Origin of the sequence: Gordonia jinghuaiqii (assembly GCF_014041935.1) — a bacterium.
Taxonomy (GTDB): domain Bacteria; phylum Actinomycetota; class Actinomycetes; order Mycobacteriales; family Mycobacteriaceae; genus Gordonia; species Gordonia jinghuaiqii.
Map to the genome: position 1 here is coordinate 2,671,358 of NZ_CP059491.1, position 25,067 is coordinate 2,696,424.

A 25,067-nucleotide genomic window follows, 5' to 3' on the forward strand; every position below is an offset into this window, starting at 1 on the left:
CCTCACGCTAGCCGCGGCGCGGCCCGCCGACGCCGTCGGGGCCGGTGCGATACTGCTAGTCATGGCGTTCAGGAGGAGAGCATCCCAGCCGCAGTCGGACTCTGACGGGTCCGTCGTCCTGTTCGGTGGACGCAGCGAGATCGGGGTCGCCACCGCGGCCCGCCTCGCGCCGGGCCGGACGGTCGTCCTCGCTGCCCGGCGCCCCGACGACCTCGCCGCCGAGACCGCGCGTCTCCTCGCGGCCGGCGCCACCGCCGTGCACACGGTGGCCTTCGACGCCGATGACACCGACAGTCATCCGGCGCTCATCGACCTGCTGGTGCGACAGTACGGACCGATCGGCGTCGCGATCGTCGCGTTCGGGATGCTCGGGGATCAGTCCCGCGCCGAAACCGATGTCGCACATGCCCTCCAGATCGCGCACACCGACTACTACGCGCAGATCAGCGTGCTGACCCCACTCGCCACGGCGCTGCGGACGCAGGGCTCCGGCACCATCGTGGTCTTCTCGTCGGTCGCCGGCATCCGGGTGCGCCGCGCCAACTACGTCTACGGCTCCACCAAGGCCGGCCTCGACGGATTCGCCAGCGGGCTGTCGGACGCGTTGCACGGCACCGGTGTTCGGCTGCTGCTGGTGCGACCGGGTTTCGTGATCGGCGCGATGACCCGCGAGCTGATGGACTCCGGGGTCACACCTGCCCCGATGTCGGTGAACGCCGAGCAGGTCGCCGACGCCGTGGCCCGCGCCTACCGCAAAGGGTGGGGCGAGGTGTGGGTTCCCGCGACGCTGCGTCCGGTGTTCTTCGGGATGCGGATGTTGCCGCGAGCGGTCTGGCGGAGACTGCCCAGATGAGTTCGACCCAGATGAGTTCGACCCAGACGAGTTCGACCCCGCGCTTCGTGGTGGTGGGGATCGGGGCCGACGGTTGGCGCGGACTCCCCGACACCGTCCGCGACGAACTCCGGTCCGCTGGGGTGATCTACGGTGCGACACGGCAACTGGCGCTGCTGGACACCGCTCGAGGAGAACTCACCGCCGACCTGCGCCCCTGGCGGTCACCGATGTCGGATCACCTCACCGAGGTGATCGACACCACCGTCGAGGGCCCGGTGCACATTCTGGCCAGCGGCGATCCGATGTTCCACGGGGTCGGTGCGAGCATCGTCTCCCGCGTGGGAGCCGGTGGGGTGCGGGTGTACCCCGCGGTCTCCAGCGTCAGTCTGGCGTGCGCCCGCCTCGGGTGGGATCTCGCCGCGACGCGGATCGTCAGCGCCGTCCGCGCCGACCCGGCCGTGGTGCTCACCGAAGTCACCGACGGTGCCCGCGTGCTCCTGTTGAGCCGTGACGAGACCACCCCCGCAAACGTCGCGGAACTGCTCGTGCGCAACGGGTTCGGTGCGTCGACGATGGCGGTGCTCGAGCAGCTCGGTGGCCCGGACGAATCCGTCGAGTACGCGACCGCCGACACCTGGACCCGCCCGGCGGGCGATCCGCTCAACCTCGTCGCCCTCGACTGTGTGGGCCCACGCCGCACCGGTCTGCCCGGGCGGGACGACGACTCCTACGAACACGACGGCCAGATCACCAAGTCGACGATCCGGGCACTGACGGTCTGCGCGCTCGAACCCGCGGGTCACCAGGTGCTCTGGGACATCGGCGCGGGATCGGGCAGTGTGTCGATCGAATGGTTGCGGGCCGACGACCGCGGCCGGGTCGTCGCCTTCGAGCGCGATCCCGGGCGCGCTGAACGGCTGACCAGAAACGCTCGGAAACACGGTGTCGCCCATCGTATCTCGGTTCGCGGTCCGGCGCCCGAAGCGCTCGGCGACGCTCCCGCGCCCGACGCGGTGTTCATCGGGGGAGGTCTCGACGAGGACGTCCTCACCCGTGCGTGGCGGGCATTGCGCCCGACGGGCCGGATCGTGGCGAACGCGGTCACCGTGGAGAACCAGGCCGTACTCACGCGATGGAACGCACAGTGCGGGGGCACGTTGCGACGGCTGTCGATCGAGACCGTCGCACCCCTGGGCACGATGACCACCTGGCGACCCGCCCTGCCGATCGTGCAGTGGGTTGCCACCAAAGGCGCGAGCACCACAGGCGAGGCCGACGAGATCCGCACGGGAGAGAAACGATGACCGTCTACTTCATCGGCGCCGGGCCCGGAGCGCCCGACCTGATCACCGTGCGCGGCGCCCAGATCCTGGGGGAGTGCCGCACCTGTCTGTACGCCGGTTCGCTCGTACCCGCCGAACTGCTCGAACTCTGCCCCGCCGACGCCGACCTCATCGACACCGCGCGAATGCCGTTGCCCGACATCATCGAGCACATCGTGGCCGCACACGCGCGCGGGCACGATGTGGCCCGTCTCCATTCGGGTGACCTGTCCATCTACTCGGCACTGACCGAGCAGCAGCGCGAGCTGACCGCGCGAGGCGTCGATCACCGGATCGTGCCCGGGGTGCCTGCGTTCGCGGCCGCCGCGGCGGCCCTGGACACAGAGCTCACGGTCCCCGGAGTCGGACAGAGCCTCCTCATCACGCGCGTGTCCACGCTGTCCACCGACATGCCGCCCGGTGAGGACCTCGCCACCCTCGCTGCCACGGGTGTCACCCTCGCCCTCCATCTGGCGGCGCACCGCGCCGAGCAGATCGTCGAGGCGCTGGCCCCGCATTACGGGGACGACTGTCCCACGGCGACAGTCGCTTTCGCCAGCAGGGACAACGAGCAGGTCGTCCGGTGCCCGTTACACCGGCTTGCGCAGACACTCGAGGCCGCCGGCATACGCAAGACCGCGATCATCTTCGTCGGCCGCGTTCTCGACGACACCCATCCCGAGGTCACGGACAGCTATCTGTATTCCCGGGCGCGCATGACAAAGCTGCGGGCGGACTCGAGCCCGCACCCATGACCGACCCGGACACCGGAACACCACAGGTTCTGATTCTCGGCGGCACCGGCGAGGCACGTGCGCTCGCAGCGGCGCTCGCCGACACCGACATCTTCTTCATCAGCTCACTGGCGGGCCGGGTCAACAACCCCCGGCTGCCGGTCGGACCGGTGCGGATCGGCGGGTTCGGTGGGATCGACGGTCTTCGGAACTGGTTGCTGGGCAACCGGATCGGCGCGATCGTCGACGCGACGCACCCCTTCGCCGCGACCATCACCGCCAACGCGAGCGAGGCCTCCGCCACCACGGGCATCCCGATGCTGCGTCTTCGTCGGGAACCGTGGACTCCGACGGCGGGGGACCGGTGGACGCAGGTACCCGATCTGCACGCGGCGGCAGCCGAGGTTCGTCGGCGCGGCACCCGGGTCCTGCTCACCACCGGTCGCCAGGACGTCGGCGTCTTCGCCGGGATCGACTCCGCCTGGTTCCTGATCCGTGTGGTCGATCCACCGACCGCGGATCTTCCCCCGCACCACGAGATCCTGCGTTCACGAGGACCCTATGACCTGGAGTCCGAGCTCGGCTTGTTGCGCGACAACAGGATCGACCTCCTCGTCACCAAGAACAGCGGAGGACCGCTGACACACGCCAAGCTGGAGGCGGCCGCCGGGCTGGGGATCGACGTGATCATGGTCGACCGCCCCGCCGAACCCGACGTGCCGACGGTCTCAGACGTCGGTGCGGCCCGCGAGTGGCTCCGGCGAGTGAACCTCGCCTGAGCGCTGCCGGCCCGAATCCTGCCGGGCCGAATCCTATTGGGAAGGCATAGATTCCGGCACAACCGGCTCGGCACCGAGCGGCTCGGATTCCTCGGTCGGGGTGTGACTGCGAGGCGTGAACACCAGCGTCCCCGCCGACCTCGGCACCACACGGGTCGCCGAGGACCCGATGATCACCATCGTGCGCATGTCGACGACAGCCGGATCGAACTCGGCGGCGGTGGTCGTGGTCAGTGACTGCTCGGGCCCGCCGACGTCACGCCCGAGCACGACGACGCGGTCCGGCGAGACCGTCTGCATCAGTGTGTGTTTGAGTGCTCCCACCTGCCAGGACCGGCTTGCCGACCCCGGGTTGTAGATGGCGATCACCAGATCCGCGGCGAGCGCCGCGGTGATCCGCCGCTCGATCACCGACCACGGCTTGAGTCGATCCGACAGCGAGATGACCGCGAAATCGTGTCCGAGAGGAGCACCCACTGCCGCGGCCACGGCGGTCGCGGCGGTGACGCCCGGGACCACGCGGACCGGCACGTCGTGCCACCGGGGCTGGGCCGCCACCTCGGCGACCGCAGCGGCCATCGCGAACACCCCGGGATCCCCCGACGAGACGACGGCCACCCGCGCGCCGCGTCGAGCGAGATCGAGTGCGAACTCCGCGCGCTCGGCTTCCACCCGGTTGTCGCTGGCGTGCACACGCTGGCCGGGCCGCGGCGTCACCCGATTGAGATAGGTCGTGTAACCCACAAGGTCGGTGGCAGTGGCCAATTCGGCCCGTACCTCGGGAGTGGTCCAGCTGTCGTGGCCGGGTCCGAGTCCCACCACCACGACCCCGCCGGGTACCGGCTCGGGCTCGAACATCGGATTGTTGCGGCGTCCCGGCACCACCAGGATGGAGAAGTACGGAACCTCTGCGGGATCGACGTCGGCAGCAGGGAGCACGCGCTCGACCGTGGTCGAGGCACGTTCGACATAGAACGCCTCGTCGAGCCGGCCTGCGGCGCGCAACGCCTCGCGCACCCGCTCGAAGGTCCGGCCGAGTTTCATGACCACGATCGCGTCCGCCGAGCGGAACCGGAACAGCAACTCCGGCGTCGACGCCGTGCCCGGCACGACGGTGAGTGTTTCCTCGCCTTCCACGAGTGGGACGCCGGTCGCCGCCGACGCCGCGCTGACCGAGGTCACACCCGGCACGATCTCCGCGTCGAAGTGGGGGGACAACCGTTTGTGCATGTGCATGTACGAGCTGTAGAACAGCGGATCACCCTCGGCGAGGAGAACGACGTCACGACCGGCACGCAGATGGACGGCCAGCCTATCGACGCTCTCGGCGTAGAAGTCGTCGAGCGCACCCTGGTATCCGCCGGGGTGTTCGGTGGTCTCGGTGGTGACCGGGTACATCAGGCGTTCCTCGGTCTGCCCCTCACGCAGGTAGGGCTCGGCGACCGAGCGCGCGATGCTGTTGCCGTGTCGCGCACAGTGATACGCGATCACGTCGGCGGTGGTGATGAGCCGGGCGGCCTTGACCGTCATCAGTTCGCTGTCGCCGGGGCCGAGGCCGACGCCCCAGAGCTTGCCCTCACCATGTGCGCTCGTGTTCACGGCTTCCACCTTCATTCCTGCGGCGTCGCGAGTGCGTTGAGGGCGGCGGCGGTGATCGCCGAACCACCGCGACGCCCGGTGACGGTGATGAATTCGAGGTCGGTGCGGGCGGCGAGCGCCTCGCAGGATTCGGCGGCCCCCACGAAACCGACCGGGGCGCCGACGATGGCGGCGGGGCGTGGGGCGCCGTCGTCGATCATGTCGAGCAACGCGAACAAGGCGGTCGGCGCATTGCCGATCGCCACCACCGAACCCTCGAGGCGGGGACGCCAGAATTCCAGTGCCGCTGCGGTTCTGGTGGTGCCCATCTCCTCGGCCAGGCGCGGCAGCGTGGGCTCGGAGAGGTAGCAGACGACGTCGTTGTCCGCGGGCAGACGCTTGCGGGTGACCCCCGACGCGACCATGGACGCGTCGCACAGAATCGGCGCGCCGGCCTCGAGTGCACCACGTGCTGCCGCCACGACGCCGGGAGTGGCGACCACGTCGCGGGTCAGGTCGGTCTGCCCGCAGGCATGGATCATGCGCACGACGACGGTCGCGAGGTCGGGTGCGAATGCGGACAGATCGGATTCGGCGCGGATCGTCGCAAAGGACTGGCGGTAGATCGCGGCGCCGTCGCGCAGGTACTCGGTCATGGTCCGACGAGCCTAACGGCGGTGCCGCTCGTATCCGTCGTCGGGCGTGGCCTGTACCGAGAGGTGGCCGGTGGGCGGGGAGCCGCAGCGACGTTCGCAGCCGACCCAGTGTTCCCGGTCGTCGACCGGTTCGCCCTGCGCCACCCGCCGCAGCAGGTCCTCGCGGACAGGGGCGTGCGCGGACGCGCATCCGGGTGCACCCACACAGCAGCTGAGCCGTGCCCACGGCGAGTTGGCGTCGAAGATGAGTCCCATCGGGGCGAGGACCCGCACGACGGTCTCGGCCACCCCCTCGCTCAGATCGCAGATCAGGATCTCCCGGTCGGGGGTGAAGATGACCGGCGCCTCGACCGCCGCGATGAACTCCGCGAGGCGGGCGGGCAACCGGCCCAGCTCCACGACCGCGCCGAGCAGGACCGCGCCGTCGTCCTGGTCGAACCACCCGACGATCGGGTCCGCCGGCGCGAGCCCGGCGCCCTCGACCACGCCGGCGGGATCGTCCGGTCCGACGACGGGTCCGAGTCCCGCGGCGACGAGGTCTTCGAGTCGCCGCCGGTCATCGACTCCCAGGTCGGCGACCCGCCAGGCGCCGGGGCGGACGTCGGCGAGACCGAACGCGATCCTCTGCAGTGCCGCGACGATGTCGTCGGTCCCGGTTGCCGACCCCACCGGTTGCCCACCGACCGCGATGTCGGCGCTCAGTGATTCACGGGACTCGGGGGCGCCGGACCGGATCACCGCGCACGCGTCGGGACGCCGCACGACGATGTCGCCGCGCCCGTCGTCGATGCCGAACAGGAACCGGCCCGAGAGCGCGGTGGTCGCGGGGTCGGCGCGCAGCGCGTCGTCGAGGGCGGAGGCGAGCGGCCGTGCGTCGGCGACTCCGCCGATCCGCCCGGTCAGCGGGCTGACCTCGATGTTGCGCACCTTGTCGTGGGTGGCGCTCGGCGCGAGCCCGGCGCCCACCACCGCATCGGCGACGGCCGCCACGTCGGTGATGCCGCGCAGTTGCAGGTTGCCGCGGACGGTGATCTCGAGGTACCCGTCGGCATGGGCGTCGGCTGCCTGAGCGAGCTGCGCCAGCTGCGCCGGTTCGATGCGACCGCCCGGCAACCGGATGCGCGCGAGAGCGCCGTCGGCCGCCTCATGGGTGCTGAACACGCCGGGGCAGCGGTCGGCGGCGTCGCGGGCTCGCTCGTTCATTCCCTCAGCCTACGACCGGCCCCGTGCGGCGGAAGCGGCGCGCAGTCGTAGTCTTGACCCACCGCGAGCGGGCTGAAGCCGGTGCAAATCCGGCGCGGTCGCGCCACTGTGAGGGGTTTCGGCGTCACGCACGCCAGAAGCCCCGAGTCAGACCAGTCCCTCGCACCCACCGACGCACCGGGCGCGACAACCCGGCGAGGAGACACGATGATCCTGCTGCTCTCGACCTCGGACACCGATCTGCTCACGGCATCTGCCGCCAACTCCACCCCGGCGGTCGATATCCCAGCAGCCAACACACCGGACCCGGCGGTCGAGTTCCGCGGTGTCAATCCCTCCCGCATCCTGCTCGACGACATTCCGCGGCTGGCTTCCGACGCCGACCTCATCGTGGTGCGGATCCTGGGTGGCACACGGGCCTGGGAGGAGGGCCTGACCGCCGTCGGGGCGACCGGTAAGCCACTCGTCGTGTGCTCGGGGGAGCAGCAGCCCGACCCGGACCTGATGGCGCACTCCACCGTGCCCGCCGGTGTCGCCGCCCAGGCACACGACTATCTCGCCGCCGGTGGCGTGGCCAACCTCGTCAACCTGCATCACTTCCTCTCCGACACCGTGCTGCTGACCGGAAACGGTTTCGAACCGCCCGAACAGACACCGGCCTGGGGGATCCTCGAACGCTCTTCGGTTCCCGTCACGCCTGGCGCCGTCACAAGTGGCGCAGGGAGCCGTTCGCCCGACGCCCCGACCATCGCGGTGCTCTACTACCGCGCCCAGCATCTGGCGGGCAACACCCGCTACATCGACGCATTGTGCGAGGCGATCGAGGCCCGTGGCGCCCGGGCGCTGCCGGTGTTCTGCGCGTCGCTGCGCACCGCGCCCGACGACCTCCTCGATCTCCTCGGCACCGCCGACGCCCTGGTGGTCACCGTGCTCGCGGCCGGCGGGGCCACCCCCGCCACGGCGTCGGCCGGCGGCGACGACGAGGCCTGGAACATCGAGCGGCTGGCCGCCCTGGACATCCCGATCCTGCAGGGCCTGTGCCTCACCGGATCCCGCGCGGACTGGGAGGCCGGCGACGACGGCCTCTCACCCCTGGACGTCGCGACCCAGGTGGCGGTGCCCGAGTTCGACGGCCGCATCATCACCGTCCCGTTCTCGTTCAAGGAGTTCGACGACGACGGATTGCCCTGGTACAAACCCGATCTCGAGCGATGCGCACGCGTCGCCGGTATCGCCACAGCCCATGCCCGTCTGCGCCGGACCCCGGCGGCCGACAAGCGCATCGCCGTGATGCTCTCGGCCTATCCGACCAAGCACGCCCGCATCGGCAATGCGGTGGGACTCGACACCCCGCGAAGCCTTCTCCGCCTCCTCGACGCGATGGCCGCGGCCGGTTACGACATCGGCCCCCGCACCGGACCGGACGCCATTCCCGGACTCGCCGAAGACGATTCGGATGCGTTGATCCACCACATCATCGCCACCGGGGGCCAGGATCCGGACTGGCTCACCGAGGAAACCCTCGCCGCCAACCCGATCCGCATGTCGGCCGCGGACTACCGCGACTGGTTCCACACCCTGCCCGACGGATTGCGGACCGCGGTCACCGAGCACTGGGGACCCGCTCCGGGCGAGCTGTTCGTCGACCGCACCGTCAACCCCGACGGCGACATCGTCATCGCGGCACTGACCTTCGGCAACATCGCGATCATGGTGCAGCCGCCGCGCGGCTTCGGTGAGAACCCCGTTGCGGTCTACCACGATCCCGATCTACCGCCCTCACACCACTATCTCGCCTCCTACCGCTGGATCGCCGCCCAGCGCAACGGCTTCGGGGCCGATGCGATCGTCCACGTCGGCAAGCACGGCAACCTCGAATGGTTGCCCGGCAAGAACCTCGGGATGTCGGCCGACTGCGGCACCGACGCCGCCCTCGGCGATCTCCCGCTCGTCTATCCGTTCCTCGTCAACGACCCGGGCGAGGGGACACAGGCCAAGCGCCGCGCCCACGCCGTCCTCGTCGACCACCTCATCCCGCCCATGGCGCGCGCGGAGTCCTACGGCGACATCGCACGTCTCGAGCAGTTGCTCGACGAGCACGCCAACATCACCGCCCTCGACCCCGCGAAACTGCCCGCCATCCGCCAGCAGATCTGGACGCTGCTGACCGCGGCGAAGATGGACTCCGACCTCGGGCTCACCGAACGCCCCGACGAAGAGGTCTTCGACGACATGCTGTTGCACGTCGACGGCTGGCTCTGTGAGATCAAGGACGTGCAGATCCGCGACGGCCTGCACGTCCTCGGCGAGCCTCCGCGCGACGACGCCGAAGTCGATCTCGTGCTCGCGATGCTCCGTGCCCGTCAGCTCTGGGGCGGGACCTCGGCGCTGCCCGGACTCCGGGAGGCCCTCGGACTCGTCGAAGACGGATCGGCCGAACGCGCCGCGGTCGACGCGGTGGAGACCCGCGCCCGGGAGCTGGTCGCGGCCTGCGCCAAGGGGGATTGGTCGGCGGCGACCGTCGGCGAGGTGTCCCAGGGGCTGCCCGACGCGGTCGGCGATGTGCTGCGCTTCGCCTCGACCGAGGTGGTCCCGCGACTCCGGCAGACCACCGGCGAGGTGCCGCGGGTGCTGCACGCCCTCGCCGGCGGCTTCATCCCGGCAGGGCCCAGCGGGTCCCCGCTGCGCGGCCTGATCAACGTGCTGCCCACCGGACGCAACTTCTACTCGGTCGATCCGAAGGCCGTCCCGTCACGGCTGGCGTGGGAGACGGGGCGGGCGATGGCCGATTCGCTCCTCGAACGCTACGTCACCGACCACGGGCATCACCCGGCGTCGGTCGGGCTGTCGGTGTGGGGGACCAGCGCGATGCGCACCTCGGGGGACGATGTCGCCGAGGTTCTGGCGCTGCTCGGCGTGATGCCGGTGTGGGATGAGATGTCGCGCCGCGTCGTCGATCTCGAACTGATCGGCCTCGCCGAGCTCGGCCGTCCGCGCATCGACGTCACCGTGCGCATCTCGGGGTTCTTCCGCGATGCCTTCCCGCACGTGGTCGCCATGCTCGACGACGCCGTCGCGCTCGCCGCGGCCGCCGACGAACCCGACGAGGACAACTTCGTCGCGGCCCACGTCCGCGCCTCGATGGCCGACCACGGTGATCGCCGGCGCGCCGTCACCCGGGTCTTCGGGTCCAAACCCGGAACGTACGGCGCCGGGATCCTCCAGCTCATCGACTCCCGCGACTGGCGTAGCGACGACGACCTGGCCCGCGTCTACACCGAGTGGGGCGGGTACGCCTACGGCCGCGACCTCGACGGCGTCCCCGCGGTCGACGACATGCGCGCCGCCTACAAGCGGATCGCGGTGGCCGCGAAGAACACCGACACCCGCGAACACGACATCGCCGACTCCGACGACTACTTCCAGTACCACGGCGGCATGGTCGCGACGGTCCGCGCGCTGACCGGCAGGTCGCCCGAGGCCTACATCGGCGACAGCACCCGGCCGGACTCCGTGCGTACCCGCACCCTGTCGGAGGAGACCAGCCGCGTGTTCCGTGCCCGCGTCGTCAATCCGCGCTGGATCGCCGCGATGCAGCGACACGGGTACAAGGGCGCCTTCGAGATGGCCGCCACCGTCGACTATCTCTTCGGCTACGACGCGACCACCGACGTCGTCGCCGACTGGATGTACGAGCAGCTCACCGAGTCCTACGTCCTCGACGAGACCAACCAGCAGTTCATGCAGCAATCCAATCCGTGGGCGCTGCACGGCATCGCCGAACGTCTCCTCGAGGCAGTCGAACGCGACATGTGGCGTGAGCCGCCCGCCGAGCTGCTCGACGCCCTGCGCAGCGTCTACCTGCAGACCGAGGGCGACATCGAGGGCCGCGGCGAGAACTGAGGACGCCGGCGGGAGAAAATCCGGCACGTCGTGCGTTGTACCGGAAGACCCCGACGTTCAACGGGTGCCGCGAAGGCACCGAAAGGCAGGTGAGCACCATGGCACTCCGCTATGTCGCGGCCTACGCCGTGCTCGAGATCGCCGCCTTCGTGGCGATGGTGATGACCCTCGGCTTCGGCTGGGCCGTCCTGATCACCATCGGCGCTGCCGTCCTCGGCTTCCTCACGCTCCGGTGGCAGGGCCGTAAGGTCTTCGGCGAGCTGCGCCGAGCCGCGGCCAACGAGGTGGACCCACGCGACCCGCTCGTCGACACCGCCCTCGTCGCGGCCGCGACGCTTCTGCTGGTCATCCCCGGTGTGGTGTCGACCGTGGCCGGCATCCTGCTGCTGTTCCCGCCCACGCGCAAGGCCGTGCGTCCGGTCGTCGTCGCCGCGGGTGCACGCCGGATGATCACCGCCATGGACCGCGCGGGAGTCCGCGCCACCGGCATCTACGCCGGCCGGGGTGGAGCGACCATCATCGACGGCACAGTTGTGGAATCGGACACCCGAGACGGGGGAACGGGCACCGGCAGCATGCCCGCCGATGCCCCGCGCCTGCCGTACGGCCACTGACCTCGACCTCATCGGAGGTGTGACCCGTGTCCGCCGGACACTCCGGACCCCACCGCCTGATGACCCTCCTCGACGGCAAGGCACACTGAACGACCGTGGCAACCCAACTGCTTCTCGGCGGCGCGGTGTACTCACCGGCCGCGCCCGACGCGACCGCGATGGCCGTCACCGACGGAATCGTCGTGTGGGTCGGTACCGATGACATCGGACGCGCACTGCACCCCGACGCCGAGGTCATCGACCTCGGCGGGCTGTTCGTCAGCCCCGGCTTCGTCGACTCCCACGTCCATCTGACCTCCACGGGCCTCGGACTCGACGGACTCACCCTCAACGAGGCGACGAGCCGCACGCACTGCCTGCGACTCGTGGCCAAGGCGGTGGCCGGCGACGCCGTCCAGGAGTCCGGAGATCTCCTCTGGGGTCTCGGCTGGGACGACTCCACCTGGGAGGGCGCAGGCCCGGAGGACGGACGTTTCCCGACGACCACCGAACTCGACGCGGTCGTCGGTAACCGCCCGGTCTACCTCGCCCGCGTCGACGAACATTCTGCCGTCGTCTCCACCGCACTGCGCCGACTTATCCCGGACCTCGCCGACGCCGTCGGGTACCACCCGGAAGAGCCCCTCGTCGCCGAGGCCCACCACCTCGTCCGCGGCGCTGCCCGGATGCTCGTCACCGCGGCCCATCGCGAACGCGCGCAGCGTCGTGCGCTCGATCAGGCCGCTGCGCACGGGGTCGTCGCCGTCCACGAGAACGGTGGCCCCGACATCAGCGGCATGGACGACTTCCTGGCCCTGGCCGATCTCGATCATCCGATCGAGATCCGCCGCTACTGGGGCCAGACCGTCACCGACGCCGACCACGCCACCGAGCTGCTGTCCATCACCCGGGCCGACGCACTGGGCGGCGACCTGTTCATCGACGGCGCGATCGGCTCGCACACCGCGTGGCTGTCCGAGCCCTACACCGATGCCCCCGAGACGTCGGGAATCGGCTACCTGGAGTTCGAACAGGTCCGCGATCACCTGCGCGCCTGCACGATCGCGGGGATCCAGGCCGGGTTCCACGTCATCGGCGATGCCGCGACCGGGATCGTCGTCGCCGCGTTGACCGAACTCGCCGCCGAACTCGGCACTCCCGCGATCGCCCGGTGTGCGCACCGGCTCGAACACGCCGAGATGGTCACGGCCCGCGACGCGGAGGTTCTGGCCCGCTGCGGTGTCATCGCCAGCATGCAACCGCTGTTCGACGCAGAGTGGGGCGGAACGGGCGACCTCTACGACGCCCGACTCGGACCCGAGCGCGCCGCCACCCTCAACGACTTCGCCATGCTCGCCAAAGCCGGTGTCGCCCTGTCGTTCTCCTCGGATGCGCCGGTCACGCCGATCGATCCGTGGTCGACGATCCGTGCCGCGGTCCACCACCACCAGCCGACCAACGCGATCTCGGCGCGCGGCGCCTTCGCGGCCGCCACCCGCGGCGGGTGGCGGGCCGGTGGGGTCAACGACGGACTGACCGGAACCCTGACTCCGGGGGCACCTGCGAGCTACGCGGTGTGGGAGGTCGACGACCTCGTCGTCGCGGGTTCCCATGAGAAGGTGCAACGCTGGTCGACCGATCCGCGCTCGCGGGTACCCGCCCTCCCGGACGTCTCGCCGGGCGCAGCCCTGCCGCGCTGTGTGCGCACGGTGCACCGGGGACAGCTGCTGTACGACCGGGACGCCGGGTGAGTTCACCCGACGCCCCTTCCCGGTCCGATCCGCCCGACGCACCGGCACCGCCCGGGGCGCCGGGACCGGTGCACGGTCGCCGGGTGAATGTCTCAAAGGCCTGGCTGACGCGCACGGTGACCGCCGCGGTGGCCGGGTTCGCGATGTGGGCGGCGTTCCCGCCCCGCAACTGGTGGTTCTTCGCGGTCATCGCACTCGGCCTGCTGTTCGCGGCACTGTTCGTCGGCTCGCCCCGCGTGCGGACGGGAGCCTGGACCGGCTTCGTGTTCGGCCTGGCGTTCTTCGTCCCGCTGCTGCCGTGGATCGGCGTCTACGTCGGACCGCTACCGTGGCTGGCACTGGCCGCGGTGATGGCCGGGTACCTGGCGCTGTTCGGCGCGATCGCCACGGTGACGATGCGCCTGCCGGTCCCGCCGGTGTGGTTCACCCTGTCGTGGTTGCTCGTCGAAGCGTTGCGCTCGGCGTTCCCGTTCGGTGGGTTCCCCTGGGGCAGAACAGCATTCAGCCAGGTCGACGGACCGCTCCTGCCGCTGGCGTCGGTGCTGGGCGCGCCGGGCCTGTCGGCCGGGGTCGCCTTGTTCGGCTCCTCGGTCGCCTGGTTGCTGGTGATCCTCGGCCGCGCGTACTCCGCACCGCCGCGCGCCCTCGGTGACGGCCCGTCGGGCATTCTGCGGGTCGCGACCCTCGCGGTCGCCATCGCGTTGCTCGCCCCCGTCGCCGCCATCGCCCTGACCCCGGCCACCGTCGACCGCACGATCGCGACGTCGTCGGCCCGGATCGGCGCCGTCCAGGGCAACGTGCCGCGTCTCGGTCTGGACTTCAACGCGCAACGACGCGCCGTCCTCGACAACCATGTGCGCACCACCCTCGGCTATGCCGAGGCGATCGACGACGGTCTCGCCGACCGCCCCGACTTCGTCCTCTGGCCGGAGAACGCATCCGACATCTCGCCGCTCGACAACGCCGACGCCGCCGCCGCGATCACCGCTGCCTCGGAGGCGGTGGACGCGCCGATCCTGGTCGGCACCCTGCTGCGCAACCCCGACGGCCGGGCCACCAACTCGGTCCTGGTCTGGGACGGTGCCCGGGGACCGGTCGACCGCTACGACAAGCACATCGTCCAGCCGTTCGGCGAGTACCTGCCGTGGCGGCCGTTCTTCCGCCTCTTCTCCTCCTACGCCGACATGGCCGGCGACTTCAAGCCGGGGACCGGCCCCACGGTGGTGCGGGTGCCGGGACGGTCGGGTGAGGTCACGGTCGGTGTCGCCACCTGCTGGGAGGTGGCGTTCGACCGCGCCGCGCGGCAATCCGTGCGCGACGGCGCCCAGATGCTGTTCGTGCCGACCAACAACGCGACGTTCGGCCGGACCGAGATGACCTACCAGCAGTTGGCGATGTCACAGGTACGGGCCGTCGAGCACGGACGTGCCGTGGTCGTCGCCGCCACCAGCGGTGTGAGCGCGATCATCGACGCCGACGGCTCCATCACCCGGCAATCCGGCGTGTTCACCCCGGATGTGCTGACCGGGCGCCTACCGCTGCACGTCGAGACCACCCTCGCAACGCGTCTGGGGGCCTGGCCGCAGGCGCTGGCGATCGTCGCCGCGGTCGCCGGACTTTTGTTTGCGCTGCGCTCGCGTACTAGGTTCACACTCAGGCCACGCAGGGTCGCCGCTCGGGCGCCCGGTGAGACGAAGGAGCTCGATGGCATCGGGGATTGACGCCACGGCAGGGCAACGGCGGCCCGACGACACGCCGCAACGTGTGGTCGGCTCCGACGGAACCGGCGCTCTCGTCGTCGTACCGACGTTCAATGAGCGCGACAATCTGCCGGTGATCGTCGAACGGCTGCAGGCCGCGCTACCGGGCGCGCACGTACTCGTCGTCGACGACTCCAGCCCGGACGGAACCGGCGACGTCGCCGACGAACTGGCACGCGCCGACGAGGCCGGCCGCGTCCACGTGATGCACCGCGTGGACAAGGACGGCCTGGGCAAGGCCTATCTGGCCGGATTCGCGTGGGGTCTGGGCCGCGACTACCCGGTCATCGTGGAGATGGATGCCGACGGCAGCCATGCGCCGGAGCAGCTGCACCGGCTCTTCGACGAGCTCAACGACGGTGCCGACCTCGTCATCGGCTCACGCTACGTTCCGGGCGGCAAGCTCGTGAACTGGCCCAAACGCCGCGAGATCCTGTCCCGAGGGGCCAATACGTACGCGCGCCTGGCCCTCGGCGCGAGCGTCCACGACATCACCGCCGGTTTCCGCGCCTACCGCCGGATCGTGCTGGAGAAGATCGCGCTCGACACGGTGGAGTCCGCGGGCTATTGCTTCCAGATCGACCTGGCCTGGCGCACGGTACGCGCCGGATTCGACGTACGGGAGGTGCCGATCACCTTCACCGAGCGTGAGATCGGGGTCTCCAAGATGAGTGGGGGCGTGATGTCGGAGGCCTTCACGATGGTCGCCCGCTGGGGCATCCAGAGCCGTCTGGAGCGGTGGGGGCTCGTCGGCACGCGCTAGGTGTACCTGGCTAGGGCGTGCCACCGCGCCGAGCGGGTGACATCGCAGCAAAAGACCCACGCGCAGACGCAAAAGATCGAGGCAGACGCAAGAGAATCGACCCGGCAGGACATCCTGCCGGGTCGATTCTCTTGCGTTCGGGACCGTCACCGCCGCCGGGGCTGCCGGCGACGGTCACGACATCAGCTGGTGATGCCCTTGCGGCGCTGCTTGAGCAGGTCGAGGCGCTCGTTGAGCAGCACCTCGAGCTCCTCCTCGCTGCGACGCTCGAGGAGCATGTCCCAGTGGGTGCGCGGCGGCTTGGTCTTCTTCTCGTCGGGCTCGGCACCCTCGAGGATCGTGCCCTCCATGCCGTTCTTGCAGGGCCACTTGGACGGGACCTCTGCGTCGTCGGCGAACGGCACGTCGAAGATCTCGCCGTTGTCGGTGCGGTACTGGACGATGCGTCGTGGCGCGAGATCGTGGTCGCGATCGGTTTCGTAGCTCACCGCGCCGAGGCGGCTACCCCGAAGTACTCGATCTGCCATGAAGGGTTCCTCTCAAAGCTGCGTCGGATTTCTCGGTCTGCCGGGAAATCTCTGTTGCGTCTGTTGGTCTGCGTGCTCGGCTGGTCTGCTGCTCTGCGGGTCTTGGTGCTCTGCCGCGACCAACTGAGTCGTCAACAGGAACATTCTACGCGCATTCTCAGGTACGGTCCGCAATCGCGGCCCGGCCCGGTGTCGCGGGCCTCGCGTCCGAGCTCGAGCGCGCCGTGGCGCGACGCATCCGGATCTCCCGATCGCGGTACGGTCTCGGTGTGGAACAGGTCTCCCATCACCGCCGCCGACCGTACTCATGTGCGTGGTGCGGTTCGTCGATGGTCGACTCCGAGCTCGGGCGACGCCGCAAATACTGCAAGCGTTCCTGCAGGCAGCGCGCCTACGAACAGAGAACGCTCCTGGAAGGCACGTCCATTCCCGACGACGCGGTCATCCTGTCCGCGGCCGAAGCGGCCGACTTCGGTGACCGGATGTTCGCGTTGCGGTGCGCCGCGGAGGACCTCGAGACCGCCGTGGCCGAGCGCGCCGACCACAGCGTCCTGGCCGACCTCACCGACACTCTGCTCGACCTCGCCCGAGGTGCGGAGAAGCTCCGGTGATCACCCGGGTCTTCGGGCTCTCCTTCGCGGTCTCGGCCGCGGCGCTGGTCGTGGCGTATCTCTACCTCGGCTGGACGGGACTGGCGCTGTGCGCGATTCTCGGCGTCCTGGAGGTCTCGCTGTCCTTCGACAACGCGGTCATCAACGCGACGGTCCTCGAGCGGATGAGCGCGTTCTGGCAGCGCATGTTCCTGACCGTCGGTGTGCTCATCGCGGTCTTCGGCATGCGGCTGCTGTTCCCTCTGCTGATCGTGTGGATCACCGGGGGTCTGGATCCCGCCGAAGCCCTGCGCCTGGCGATGAACCCGCCAGCCGAGGGCCAGGCCTATTTCCCCGACGGTCAACCCAGCTACGAGACCATCCTGACCGACGCACATCCGCAGATAGCCGCGTTCGGCGGGATGTTCCTGCTGTTGCTGTTCCTGAACTTCGTCCTCTCCGAACGTCGGAACACCTGGCTGACCTGGCTGGAGCGTCCACTGGCGACGCTGGGGAAACTCGACCAGCTCGCGGTGGTCCTCGCGTCGCTCGCGTTGGTGCTCACCGCCGAGTTCCTGGCCGCCGACGAGACCCGCGCGACGGTCCTGATCGCCGGCGTCCTCGGCATGATCACCTATCTGACCGTCGACGGCCTCAGCTCCCTGTTCATGCAGCGCGAGGATGCCGACGGTGCCGATGCCGATGCGTCAGTTGCCGACGGCGCTGAGTCCGCGTCGCCGGCGACGAGCACCCGCGGACCGTCGCCGTTGACGGTCGCGACCGGCAAGGCCGGGTTCTTCCTGTTCCTCTACCTGGAAGTCCTCGACGCGTCGTTCTCCTTCGACGGTGTGATCGGCGCCTTCGCGATCACTTCGGACCCGATCATCATCGCGCTCGGCCTCGGCTTCATCGGCGCGCTGTTCGTCCGTTCGATCACGATCTACCTCGTGCGACAGGGAACACTGGGGGAGTACCGCTATCTCGAGCACGGCGCGCACTGGGCGATCGGGGCGCTGGCGCTCATCCTGTTCCTCAGCATCGAGTTCCACATCAACGAGATCATCACCGGCCTCGTGGGAGTCGCCTTCATCGGGGCGTCGCTGGCGAGCAGCATCCGCGCCAACCGGCGCGACAGAGCCCGGCCCGAGTCGGCATCACCGGCCGGGATCCGTCGGATCCGTCGCTGAGACCGGTCCTTGGGCACGTCCACGAGACGCTGCGGTGAACGGTCGACGAAACATTTGGGTCATCGTGAGCCGCCGCCTGTTATGTGTCGGACGACAGGTGTAAAAAGGACCTCGTCGGTGACGTGCGTCACGCGCACACCCCAGAACCGTGGTGTCGCGAAGCACGTCCGGGAATGTGGTCGAGCGTGCGGATTCGGTGGTGGGCATGGATAGCAAACAGCAGCAGATGGTCCAGTTCGAGACGAACTGGTACTCACTGGGGGGCGGGTCCTCCCGTCAGATCGTCGAGGAGTTCGGTCTGGACGACCGCGACTTCTTCTCCGAGGTCAGTCGTCTTGTCGCCACCGATCCGCCCACCGCGCTCACCGCGGCCGAACTCCGTCGCATGCGTGAGGTGATCCGCCGCCGGCTGTGGATGGCTCGCTGACCGCCGATCGCGGGCAAAGGGGGATAATCCACCTGTGCCCTTCTCCGACGACGATCTCGAGTTGTTCTATCGCGAGGTCGAGGCACGCACTGCATCGAATGAGCATGTCCGGCGTGCGACGCGGCGGGTGGAGCTGCCGGTCTGCCCGACACCGGACAAGTTGCCGTTCTCCTCACCGGCCGACGCGCGCGACGGCATCGATCGTCTCCGTCGGCACGTCGTCGGGACCGCGCCGGAACTGCGCTTCTATGAATGTGCTTGTGGTGCATGGCACATCACCAGTTCGGCGAAGTTGATCTACCGCCGGGTCCCGCCGGCCCCATCGCGTCGCCGGCGCGGTAAGAAGAAGCGGTGACTCCGTCAACCAGCTCTCCGGACGTGATCGTCGACCTCGCCTGTGAGAACCCGCAGGCCACCGCCGGGGCCTACGAGACCGTTCTCGGGGGTCCGGTCGGATCCGAGAGCACCCGGTGGGCGGCCGGCCTGGGCAATGTCGTGCTCTGTCTGCGGGGGATGGACGAGACCACCGGTGCCGCGGAGCCGGCCGCATACTTTTCCGTCGCACACTTTCGCGGCGCACACTTTCGCGGCGCACACTTTTACGGCGAGGAGTTGCCCGACGCGCGGCGACTGCTGACCAGGCGCGGCTACCCGGTCGTCGATTCCGCGCTCGGCGTGCTGGGCGAGACGATCCCGCTCGGAGTCGCGACCCCGCCGCTCGCGGCGGCGCTTCCCGCCGGCGACCTCACCGGGATGGACCACCTCGTGTTCATGTGTGAGGACCGGAACCTGGCGGTCGCGGTGTTCGGCGGCACCTTCGGCCTGGACTTCCGGCTCGACCAGCCCATCGGGGACGGGGCACGGCAACTGTTCTTCCGCGCGGGGAGCGTCATCGTCGAAGTTGTGTCGGCTCCGCGGCCACCCGATGCGCCGAGCGCATCGTCCCCGATCACTCTCTGGGGCCTGGCCTGGCGGTCGGCCGACGTCGACGCCACCCACGCCCGCCTGTCCGTTGCAGGTCTCGATCTCAGCGAGATCAGGACCGGACGCAAGCGGGGGACTCGCATCTTCACCGTTCGGGACCGCACGCTGGGGATCCGAACCGTCGTCATCGGCTCCGACCGGCCCGCCACTCCCGCCGGCTGAGCCCGCCCCGGCGACGCCACGCCGGCAGCGCGAATCCGTGAGAACGATGTGTTCTGGCGCACCCCTCCTGTAATTTGACTACAAATGTTGTCGAAATCCAGGCTTCCGAAATGATGTGGGGGGAACCATGACCGCGGTGAACGACGACCCGCTGACCACCGAATCCATTGCCGGCGGCGCAGCCCACGACGAGCCGCTGTTCAACCATCGCGACGACGAGATCGAGCTGATCCCGCCGGGTTCGCTCACCGCGCAGCTCACCGGGCTGTACACCTTCCTGCCCATCAACGGTGCCGCCTTCGTCATGCAGGTGATGCATCCGGTCATCGGCGATGTGGTCGACAAGTTCTCGGTGTTCCGCACAGACCCGGTCGGACGCGCGATCCGCTCCGCTGATTCGGTGCTGCGCTGGACCTACGGCGGTCAGGAGGCCATCGAAGAGGGCAAACGCCTGCGCAGGCTCCATCAGCCGCTGCAGATGCGCAACGCCCAAGGTAAGCACATCAGCGCGTTGAATCCCGAGGCCTACGCATGGGTGATCGCGACCGCGCTGCCGACGATGACGACGGCCGCCCCGCTGGTTCTCGGTCGCGAGTTCACGCTCGACGAGCGCAAGGAACTGCTGCGCGACAACCGTCGGATCGCCAAGATCGTGCAGGTGCCGATGAAGGGCTACCCGGAGACCCTCGAGGAGTTCGACGAGTACGTCGACGATTTCATCGAGAACAAGCTGGTCCGGCATCCGGTGGCGCTGGAGCTGATCGAGCAGATGCGCGCCGCGCCCGTCGTACCGCGCTCGGTGCCCAAGCGTCTTCGCCCGACGGTCAGGAAAGTCGCGGCGACCGCGTCGGTGCCGTTCCAGGACTTCAACTACCTCACCACGGTCGGCGTCATGGATCCGCGGGTGCGGGAGATCCTGGGCCTGTCGTGGACCGATCAGGAACAGCAGCACCTCGAACGGATTCACCGCCGTCTGCGGTTCGCCTACCGCACACTGCCCGAACGTCTGACGTACTTCCCGCTCGCGTACCACGCGCGTCGCCACAACGACGCGATCCAGGCCATGAAGAAGCGCGAGCAGGCCAGCGCGGCCTACCAGTATCACTCGACGACGCCCTGAGCCCGTGCGTGGCCGCGGGCGGCCGTCACCCGGATCGGGTCGACAGCAGCCCGACAACGTGATCAGCGATCGCCAGCGACGACGTGATTCCCGGTGACTCGATGCCGAACAGGTTGACCAGGCCGTCGACGCCATGACTCGACGGCCCCTGGACAACGAAGTCGGCGGCCGGTTCGCCGGGCCCGCTCGTCTTGGGTCGCACGCCCGCATACGCGGGAACCAGTGCGCCCCGGGGCATTCCGGGCCAGTAGGTCCGGATCGCATGCTCGAACGCGTCGGTGCGGCCGATGTCCACCGAGTAGTCGAGCGTGTCATCGGCCTGATCATCGAGCCGTTCTGCGTCGAGCCATTCCACGTCGGGACCGAATCGCGCCGCGCCGGCGAGGTCCATCGTGAAGTGCACCCCGAGACCGCCGTCGACCGGAACGGGATAGATGAGATGGCGGAACGGTGCCCGCGCGCCTGCCAGTCCGAAGTAGTTACCCTTGGCGAGTCGTCGGGGTGGCACGGGTGCAGCGAACCCCCTGAGCCCGTGCGCAACCCGCCACGCACCCAGGCCGGCGCAGTTGACGAGCACACGCGCAGAAGCGGTTTCACCGTCGGCTGTCTCGACACCGAACCCGCCCCGCTCGATGCGGCCACCGATCACCCTGCTGCGCAGAGCGATCGCCCCGCCGTGGCCTTCCAGATCGCGACGCAGAGCGCGGACCACACCGTCGACGTCGACGATGCCGGTGGACGGGGAGAGCAACGCCGCGACACCCTCGACCTCGGGTTCCAGCTCACGCAACTCGGCGGCGTCGACGTGGCGGAGATCGTCGACGCCGTTGGCGAGTCCGCGGCGTCGGAGATCGTCGAGCCGGCCGGCCTGGTCGGCGGCGGCCACGATGAGCTTGCCCGGCCGGCGCCACGAGACACCGTTGTCGTCGCAGTAGCGCGTCAGCTGCTCGCGCCCCCGCACGCACAACCGCGCCTTGAGGCTACCCGCCGGATAGTAGATGCCGGCATGGATGACCTCCGAGCTGCGCGACGTCGTCTGTGTACCAACGGCATCCGCGGCTTCGAGGATGATGGCCTCTCGGCCGGACATCGCGAGCGCTCGTGCCACCGCGAGCCCGACGATGCCACCGCCCACGATCAGGCAGTCGGTGCGCGTCACCGGCGGATCTCCCCTCCGTTGTGCTGGTCGTCGATCCCATCCGCTTCCGGTGTTCTCGGGAAGCTGCAGACCACTATCCTCCGGGCCCGTGGGCGAGTACGGCAGACTGGGCTGATGCGCCATTCTGATGTTCTCGCGATCGTGCAGGCCGGTGGACGGGGTTCGCGGATGGAGGTACTGACCGATCGGCGGGCCAAACCGGCGTTGCCGTTCGCCGGCAATTACCAACTGATCGACTTTCCGCTCTCCAACCTTCATCACAGCCACATCGACGACGTGTGGCTGTGCGTCCAGTACGAGGCGGAGATGCTCAGCGAACTTGTCGCGGCCGGACGTCCGTGGGACCTGGACCGCACCAGCGGCGGTCTGCGCATCGTGATGCCGGAGGAGACCGACGCACCGAAGACCGAGGACGGCTTCGCCACCGGCAACGCAGACCTGCTCTACCGCATCAGGGATCGGATCGCCCGGCACGCGCCTGCGGAGGTGATCGTCATGAGTGCCGATCACGTCTACGAATTCGACTACCGCGACGCCCTCGACACCCACCGCAGCCGCGGGGCCGAGTGCACGATCGTCACCACCACCTGCCCGCTCGAGGAGGCCACCCAGCACGCCACGGTCGCCGCACGCCGCGACGGCACGGTCCGGGAGTTCCGGTACAAGCCCGAACGCGCGACGACCCGCACGATCGCCACCGAGATCTTCATCTACGACCCCGCTGTCCTCATCGAAGGCCTGGAACAGCTGGCACAGGAGACGTCGGCCGACTCACCCGCCGACGACACCGGACTCGGCGACTTCGGCGAACATCTGGTGCCGTGGTTCGTCGACCGGGGCAAGACCGTGATGCACGCGATGCCCGGTTACTGGATCGACGCCGGGCGGCCGGAAACCTACCTGCAGGCCCATCAGGACCTCATCGCGGGCGCTCTCGACGTCTTCCGCCCGGATCGTCCGATCCTCACCCGGCAACCGCAGCGCCCCGCCGCCCGGATCGAGTCCGGTGCCGTCGTCGAGGACAGCCTCGTCAGCAGCGGTGCTCACGTGCTCGGCACGGTACGGCGCAGCGTCCTCGGGCCGGGTGTGGTCGTCGACAAGGGTGCCACGGTGGTCGATTCGGTGATCTTCGCCGACACCGTCGTCGGCGAAGGCGCGTCGGTGACGTGGTCGGTCCTCGACGAACGTGTGCGCGTGGGTGCGCGGGCGACGATCGGCGGGCATCCGCGGACCCGTCCGGTGCCCACCGACAAGATCACCCTCCTCGGCAGCGACACCCAGATCCTCAAGGGTGCGAAGGTCGCGCTCGGCGATCGCGTCGAATGCGGCCGCCGGATCCGTTGACTGATAGCGTCGCCCGCGTGATCGAACGCGCGCGTGCCTGGCGAGACCACGACCCCGACCCGGCGACACGCGCCGCGCTGACCGCCCTCGTAGACTCCGCGGAGGCCGGCGACCCCGGGGCCCGTGCCGATCTCGGGTCCCGCTTCCGCGGCCCCCTCACCTTCGGTACCGCGGGCCTGCGCGGCGAGGTCGGAGCGGGGGAGACCCGGATGAACGTCGCGGTGGTCACCCGGGCCACCGCGGGTCTGGCCGCGTACCTGCTCGACACCATCGGCCCGGATGCACGGATCGTGGTGGGCGGCGACGCCCGGCACGGTTCGGCACGCTTCGTCGCAGCAACCGCCGAAGTCCTTGCCGCACAGGGTCTCACCGTGATGACCCTGCCGGATCGATTGCCCACACCGGTCACCGCCTACGCCACCCGGGCGCTCGACTGCGACGCCGGCGTGATGATCACCGCCTCCCACAACCCGCCGGCGGACAACGGGTACAAGGTGTACCTCGGCGGGCGTGCAACCGATGAACCCGGGCGCGGTGTCCAGATCGTGCCGCCCGCTGACGCCGAGATCGCCGCCCGGATCGCGAAAGCGGCTCCGGCCGACGAGATCCCACGTGACCCCGGCCGCGTGATCCGGCTCGACCATGAGGTCGTCGACGCATACGTCACCCGTACCGCGTCGTTGCGATCGGAGACCGAGCGGAGCCGCGTCCGCGTCGTGCTGACACCGATGCACGGCGTCGGCGGCGCCACCGCACTGTCGGTGCTGAGCGCCGCAGGCATCGACGATGTGCACACCGTCGCAGCACAATTCGATCCGGATCCGGATTTCCCGACCCTCGCCTTTCCGAACCCGGAGGAGCCCGGGGCCCTCGACCGCGCATTCGTCCACGCGCGCGAGGTGGCCGCGCACGTCGTCATCGCCGTCGATCCGGACGCCGACCGCTGTTCGGTGGCGATCCCGGACCGCTCCGGGCGTTGGCGGCAGCTCACCGGCGACGAGATCGGCTGGCTGCTCGGCGACCAGGCGGCACGCGACCACAGCAGGGCGGGAGACACCCTGGCCTGTTCGATCGTCTCCAGCCGGCTGCTCGGCAAGATCGCCGCCGACCACGGGCTGCGGTTCGCCGCGACGCTGACCGGCTTCAAATGGATCGCACGCGCACCCGGACTCCGCTACGGCTACGAGGAGGCGATCGGTTACTGCACCGATCCGGAGGCGGTGCGTGACAAGGACGGGATCAGCGCCATGGTCCGGGTGGTCACCCTCGTCGAGGAACTCGCCAGGGAGGGGCGCACGCTCATCGACGCGCTCGACGACCTGGCCCGCCGGTACGGGTTGCACGCGACGACACCGCTGACGATCCGCGTCGACGACACCGCCGAGATCGGCCAAATCATGCAACGGCTCCGCGAGACGACGATCGAGACACTCGGCGGCTCACCCGTCGTCGAGGTCGCCGATCTCGCGCACGGATCCGACGCGTTGCCGCCGACGGATGCCCTCGTGATCCGGACAGCGGCCGATGACCGGGTGATCGTCCGGCCGTCGGGCACCGAACCGAAACTGAAGTGCTACCTCGAGGTGATCCTCGATGTTCCCGACCCCGAACGCACGGTTCCGCACGACAAGGCCGCCGAACGCCTCGCCGCGATCACCGCCGAGCTGTCCGGGTTGCTGCACGTCTGAGT

The 25,067-nt window shown here is 69.5% G+C and carries 22 protein-coding genes; 17 read left to right on the top strand and 5 right to left on the bottom strand.

Annotation, left to right across the window (positions count from 1 at the left end; translation table 11 throughout):
* The first annotated feature begins 61 nt into the window (after positions 1–61).
* Genes dprE2 through H1R19_RS11915 form a run of 4 tightly spaced genes read left to right on the top strand, consistent with a single transcriptional unit; the run spans position 62 to position 3,670 of the window.
* The gene (dprE2, locus tag H1R19_RS11900) at positions 62–853 is read left to right on the top strand and encodes a decaprenylphospho-beta-D-erythro-pentofuranosid-2-ulose 2-reductase (RefSeq protein ID WP_219851617.1); all 792 of its coding nucleotides are present in this window, start codon (positions 62–64) and stop codon (positions 851–853) included.
* Complete coding sequence (gene cbiE / locus H1R19_RS11905; RefSeq protein WP_244970677.1) at positions 850–2,139, top strand: precorrin-6y C5,15-methyltransferase (decarboxylating) subunit CbiE; 1,290 nt, start codon at positions 850–852, stop codon at positions 2,137–2,139. The genes dprE2 and cbiE overlap by 4 nt, the downstream gene beginning before the upstream one ends.
* Positions 2,136–2,912: a precorrin-4 C(11)-methyltransferase gene (gene cobM / locus H1R19_RS11910; protein WP_219849106.1), complete on the top strand. Its 777-nt coding sequence runs from the start codon at positions 2,136–2,138 to the stop codon at positions 2,910–2,912. Before cbiE ends, cobM begins: the two co-directional genes overlap by 4 nt.
* Entirely contained in the window at positions 2,909–3,670 is a 762-nt protein-coding gene (locus H1R19_RS11915; RefSeq protein WP_219849107.1) for a cobalt-precorrin-6A reductase, read from the top strand. Before cobM ends, H1R19_RS11915 begins: the two co-directional genes overlap by 4 nt.
* A gap of 33 nt (positions 3,671–3,703) precedes the next feature.
* On the opposite strand, the gene H1R19_RS11920 is transcribed toward H1R19_RS11915, so the two are convergent.
* From H1R19_RS11920 to cobG, 3 genes are read right to left on the bottom strand one after another with little or no spacing between them, the layout of a single operon-like run.
* A complete protein-coding gene (locus H1R19_RS11920) occupies positions 3,704–5,284 on the bottom strand; it encodes a precorrin-2 C(20)-methyltransferase (RefSeq protein ID WP_219849108.1) in 1,581 nt (526 codons plus the stop codon).
* Positions 5,281–5,904 carry a precorrin-8X methylmutase gene (locus H1R19_RS11925; RefSeq protein WP_219849109.1) on the bottom strand — a complete coding sequence of 208 codons (624 nt, stop codon included), beginning with the start codon at positions 5,902–5,904 and terminating at the stop codon, positions 5,281–5,283. Before H1R19_RS11925 ends, H1R19_RS11920 begins: the two co-directional genes overlap by 4 nt.
* Before the next feature lie 12 nt (positions 5,905–5,916).
* On the bottom strand, positions 5,917–7,107 hold the full coding sequence (gene cobG, locus H1R19_RS11930; RefSeq protein WP_219849110.1) for a precorrin-3B synthase: 1,191 nt from the start codon (positions 7,105–7,107) through the stop codon (positions 5,917–5,919).
* 207 nt (positions 7,108–7,314) lie between these two features.
* On the opposite strand from cobG, the gene cobN reads away from it, so the two are divergent.
* The 5 genes from cobN (at position 7,315) to H1R19_RS11955 (ending at position 15,877) form a co-directional block, all read left to right on the top strand.
* The gene (gene cobN / locus H1R19_RS11935) at positions 7,315–11,010 is read left to right on the top strand and encodes a cobaltochelatase subunit CobN (RefSeq protein ID WP_219849111.1); all 3,696 of its coding nucleotides are present in this window, start codon (positions 7,315–7,317) and stop codon (positions 11,008–11,010) included.
* A gap of 98 nt (positions 11,011–11,108) precedes the next feature.
* Positions 11,109–11,624, top strand: a complete 516-nt coding sequence (locus H1R19_RS11940) for an FxsA family protein (protein ID WP_219849112.1) — start codon at positions 11,109–11,111, stop codon at positions 11,622–11,624.
* A gap of 95 nt (positions 11,625–11,719) precedes the next feature.
* On the top strand, positions 11,720–13,354 hold the full coding sequence (locus H1R19_RS11945) for an amidohydrolase (RefSeq protein WP_188330174.1): 1,635 nt from the start codon (positions 11,720–11,722) through the stop codon (positions 13,352–13,354).
* Between the two features lie 143 nt (positions 13,355–13,497).
* Positions 13,498–15,075, top strand: coding sequence for an apolipoprotein N-acyltransferase (gene lnt, locus H1R19_RS11950; RefSeq protein WP_219851621.1), 1,578 nt, complete (start codon positions 13,498–13,500; stop codon positions 15,073–15,075).
* Positions 15,059–15,877, top strand: coding sequence for a polyprenol monophosphomannose synthase (locus H1R19_RS11955; RefSeq protein ID WP_188330175.1), 819 nt, complete (start codon positions 15,059–15,061; stop codon positions 15,875–15,877). The genes lnt and H1R19_RS11955 overlap by 17 nt, the downstream gene beginning before the upstream one ends.
* Positions 15,878–16,059: 182 nt before the next feature.
* Here H1R19_RS11955 and H1R19_RS11960 read toward each other — a convergent pair whose 3' ends face one another.
* Entirely contained in the window at positions 16,060–16,404 is a 345-nt protein-coding gene (locus H1R19_RS11960; protein WP_188330176.1) for an RNA polymerase-binding protein RbpA, read from the bottom strand.
* A gap of 329 nt (positions 16,405–16,733) precedes the next feature.
* Here H1R19_RS11960 and H1R19_RS11965 point away from each other — a divergent pair, with 329 nt between their 5' ends.
* From H1R19_RS11965 to H1R19_RS11990, 6 genes are all read left to right on the top strand, one after another.
* Positions 16,734–17,015, top strand: coding sequence for a hypothetical protein (locus H1R19_RS11965; RefSeq protein ID WP_223205305.1), 282 nt, complete (start codon positions 16,734–16,736; stop codon positions 17,013–17,015).
* Positions 17,012–18,181, top strand: a complete 1,170-nt coding sequence (locus H1R19_RS11970) for a DUF475 domain-containing protein (RefSeq protein ID WP_219849113.1) — start codon at positions 17,012–17,014, stop codon at positions 18,179–18,181. The genes H1R19_RS11965 and H1R19_RS11970 overlap by 4 nt, the downstream gene beginning before the upstream one ends.
* Before the next feature lie 205 nt (positions 18,182–18,386).
* Complete coding sequence (locus tag H1R19_RS11975) at positions 18,387–18,608, top strand: DUF3263 domain-containing protein (RefSeq protein WP_188330179.1); 222 nt, start codon at positions 18,387–18,389, stop codon at positions 18,606–18,608.
* 34 nt (positions 18,609–18,642) lie between these two features.
* On the top strand, positions 18,643–18,963 hold the full coding sequence (locus H1R19_RS11980) for a hypothetical protein (RefSeq protein WP_188330180.1): 321 nt from the start codon (positions 18,643–18,645) through the stop codon (positions 18,961–18,963).
* Positions 18,960–19,754 (top strand): VOC family protein, encoded by a 795-nt coding sequence (locus tag H1R19_RS11985; RefSeq protein WP_188330181.1) that lies wholly within the window; start codon positions 18,960–18,962, stop codon positions 19,752–19,754. The genes H1R19_RS11980 and H1R19_RS11985 overlap by 4 nt, the downstream gene beginning before the upstream one ends.
* Before the next feature lie 127 nt (positions 19,755–19,881).
* The gene (locus tag H1R19_RS11990; RefSeq protein ID WP_219849114.1) at positions 19,882–20,874 is read left to right on the top strand and encodes an oxygenase MpaB family protein; all 993 of its coding nucleotides are present in this window, start codon (positions 19,882–19,884) and stop codon (positions 20,872–20,874) included.
* A 25-nt stretch (positions 20,875–20,899) separates the two neighbouring features.
* Here the strand turns inward: H1R19_RS11990 and H1R19_RS11995 are convergent, their stop codons facing one another.
* Positions 20,900–22,033, bottom strand: a complete 1,134-nt coding sequence (locus tag H1R19_RS11995; RefSeq protein ID WP_219849115.1) for an NAD(P)/FAD-dependent oxidoreductase — start codon at positions 22,031–22,033, stop codon at positions 20,900–20,902.
* A gap of 114 nt (positions 22,034–22,147) precedes the next feature.
* Between H1R19_RS11995 and H1R19_RS12000 the strand changes: the two genes are divergently transcribed.
* Complete coding sequence (locus tag H1R19_RS12000) at positions 22,148–23,377, top strand: glucose-1-phosphate adenylyltransferase family protein (protein WP_219849116.1); 1,230 nt, start codon at positions 22,148–22,150, stop codon at positions 23,375–23,377.
* Complete coding sequence (locus tag H1R19_RS12005) at positions 23,356–25,065, top strand: phospho-sugar mutase (RefSeq protein WP_219849117.1); 1,710 nt, start codon at positions 23,356–23,358, stop codon at positions 25,063–25,065. Before H1R19_RS12000 ends, H1R19_RS12005 begins: the two co-directional genes overlap by 22 nt.
* Positions 25,066–25,067 lie beyond the last annotated feature (2 nt).

Coding starts and splice junctions, on each gene's coding strand:
- dprE2 (WP_219851617.1), top strand. CDS start 62: ATGGCGTTCAGGAGGAGAGCATCCCAGCCGCAGTCGGACTCTGACGGG.
- cbiE (WP_244970677.1), top strand. CDS start 850: ATGAGTTCGACCCAGATGAGTTCGACCCAGACGAGTTCGACCCCGCGC.
- cobM (WP_219849106.1), top strand. CDS start 2,136: ATGACCGTCTACTTCATCGGCGCCGGGCCCGGAGCGCCCGACCTGATC.
- H1R19_RS11915 (WP_219849107.1), top strand. CDS start 2,909: ATGACCGACCCGGACACCGGAACACCACAGGTTCTGATTCTCGGCGGC.
- H1R19_RS11920 (WP_219849108.1), bottom strand. CDS start 5,284: ATGAAGGTGGAAGCCGTGAACACGAGCGCACATGGTGAGGGCAAGCTC.
- H1R19_RS11925 (WP_219849109.1), bottom strand. CDS start 5,904: ATGACCGAGTACCTGCGCGACGGCGCCGCGATCTACCGCCAGTCCTTT.
- cobG (WP_219849110.1), bottom strand. CDS start 7,107: ATGAACGAGCGAGCCCGCGACGCCGCCGACCGCTGCCCCGGCGTGTTC.
- cobN (WP_219849111.1), top strand. CDS start 7,315: ATGATCCTGCTGCTCTCGACCTCGGACACCGATCTGCTCACGGCATCT.
- H1R19_RS11940 (WP_219849112.1), top strand. CDS start 11,109: ATGGCACTCCGCTATGTCGCGGCCTACGCCGTGCTCGAGATCGCCGCC.
- lnt (WP_219851621.1), top strand. CDS start 13,498: ATGTGGGCGGCGTTCCCGCCCCGCAACTGGTGGTTCTTCGCGGTCATC.
- H1R19_RS11955 (WP_188330175.1), top strand. CDS start 15,059: ATGGCATCGGGGATTGACGCCACGGCAGGGCAACGGCGGCCCGACGAC.
- H1R19_RS11960 (WP_188330176.1), bottom strand. CDS start 16,404: ATGGCAGATCGAGTACTTCGGGGTAGCCGCCTCGGCGCGGTGAGCTAC.
- H1R19_RS11965 (WP_223205305.1), top strand. CDS start 16,734: ATGGTCGACTCCGAGCTCGGGCGACGCCGCAAATACTGCAAGCGTTCC.
- H1R19_RS11975 (WP_188330179.1), top strand. CDS start 18,387: ATGGATAGCAAACAGCAGCAGATGGTCCAGTTCGAGACGAACTGGTAC.
- H1R19_RS11990 (WP_219849114.1), top strand. CDS start 19,882: ATGACCGCGGTGAACGACGACCCGCTGACCACCGAATCCATTGCCGGC.
- H1R19_RS12000 (WP_219849116.1), top strand. CDS start 22,148: ATGCGCCATTCTGATGTTCTCGCGATCGTGCAGGCCGGTGGACGGGGT.
- H1R19_RS12005 (WP_219849117.1), top strand. CDS start 23,356: ATGCGGCCGCCGGATCCGTTGACTGATAGCGTCGCCCGCGTGATCGAA.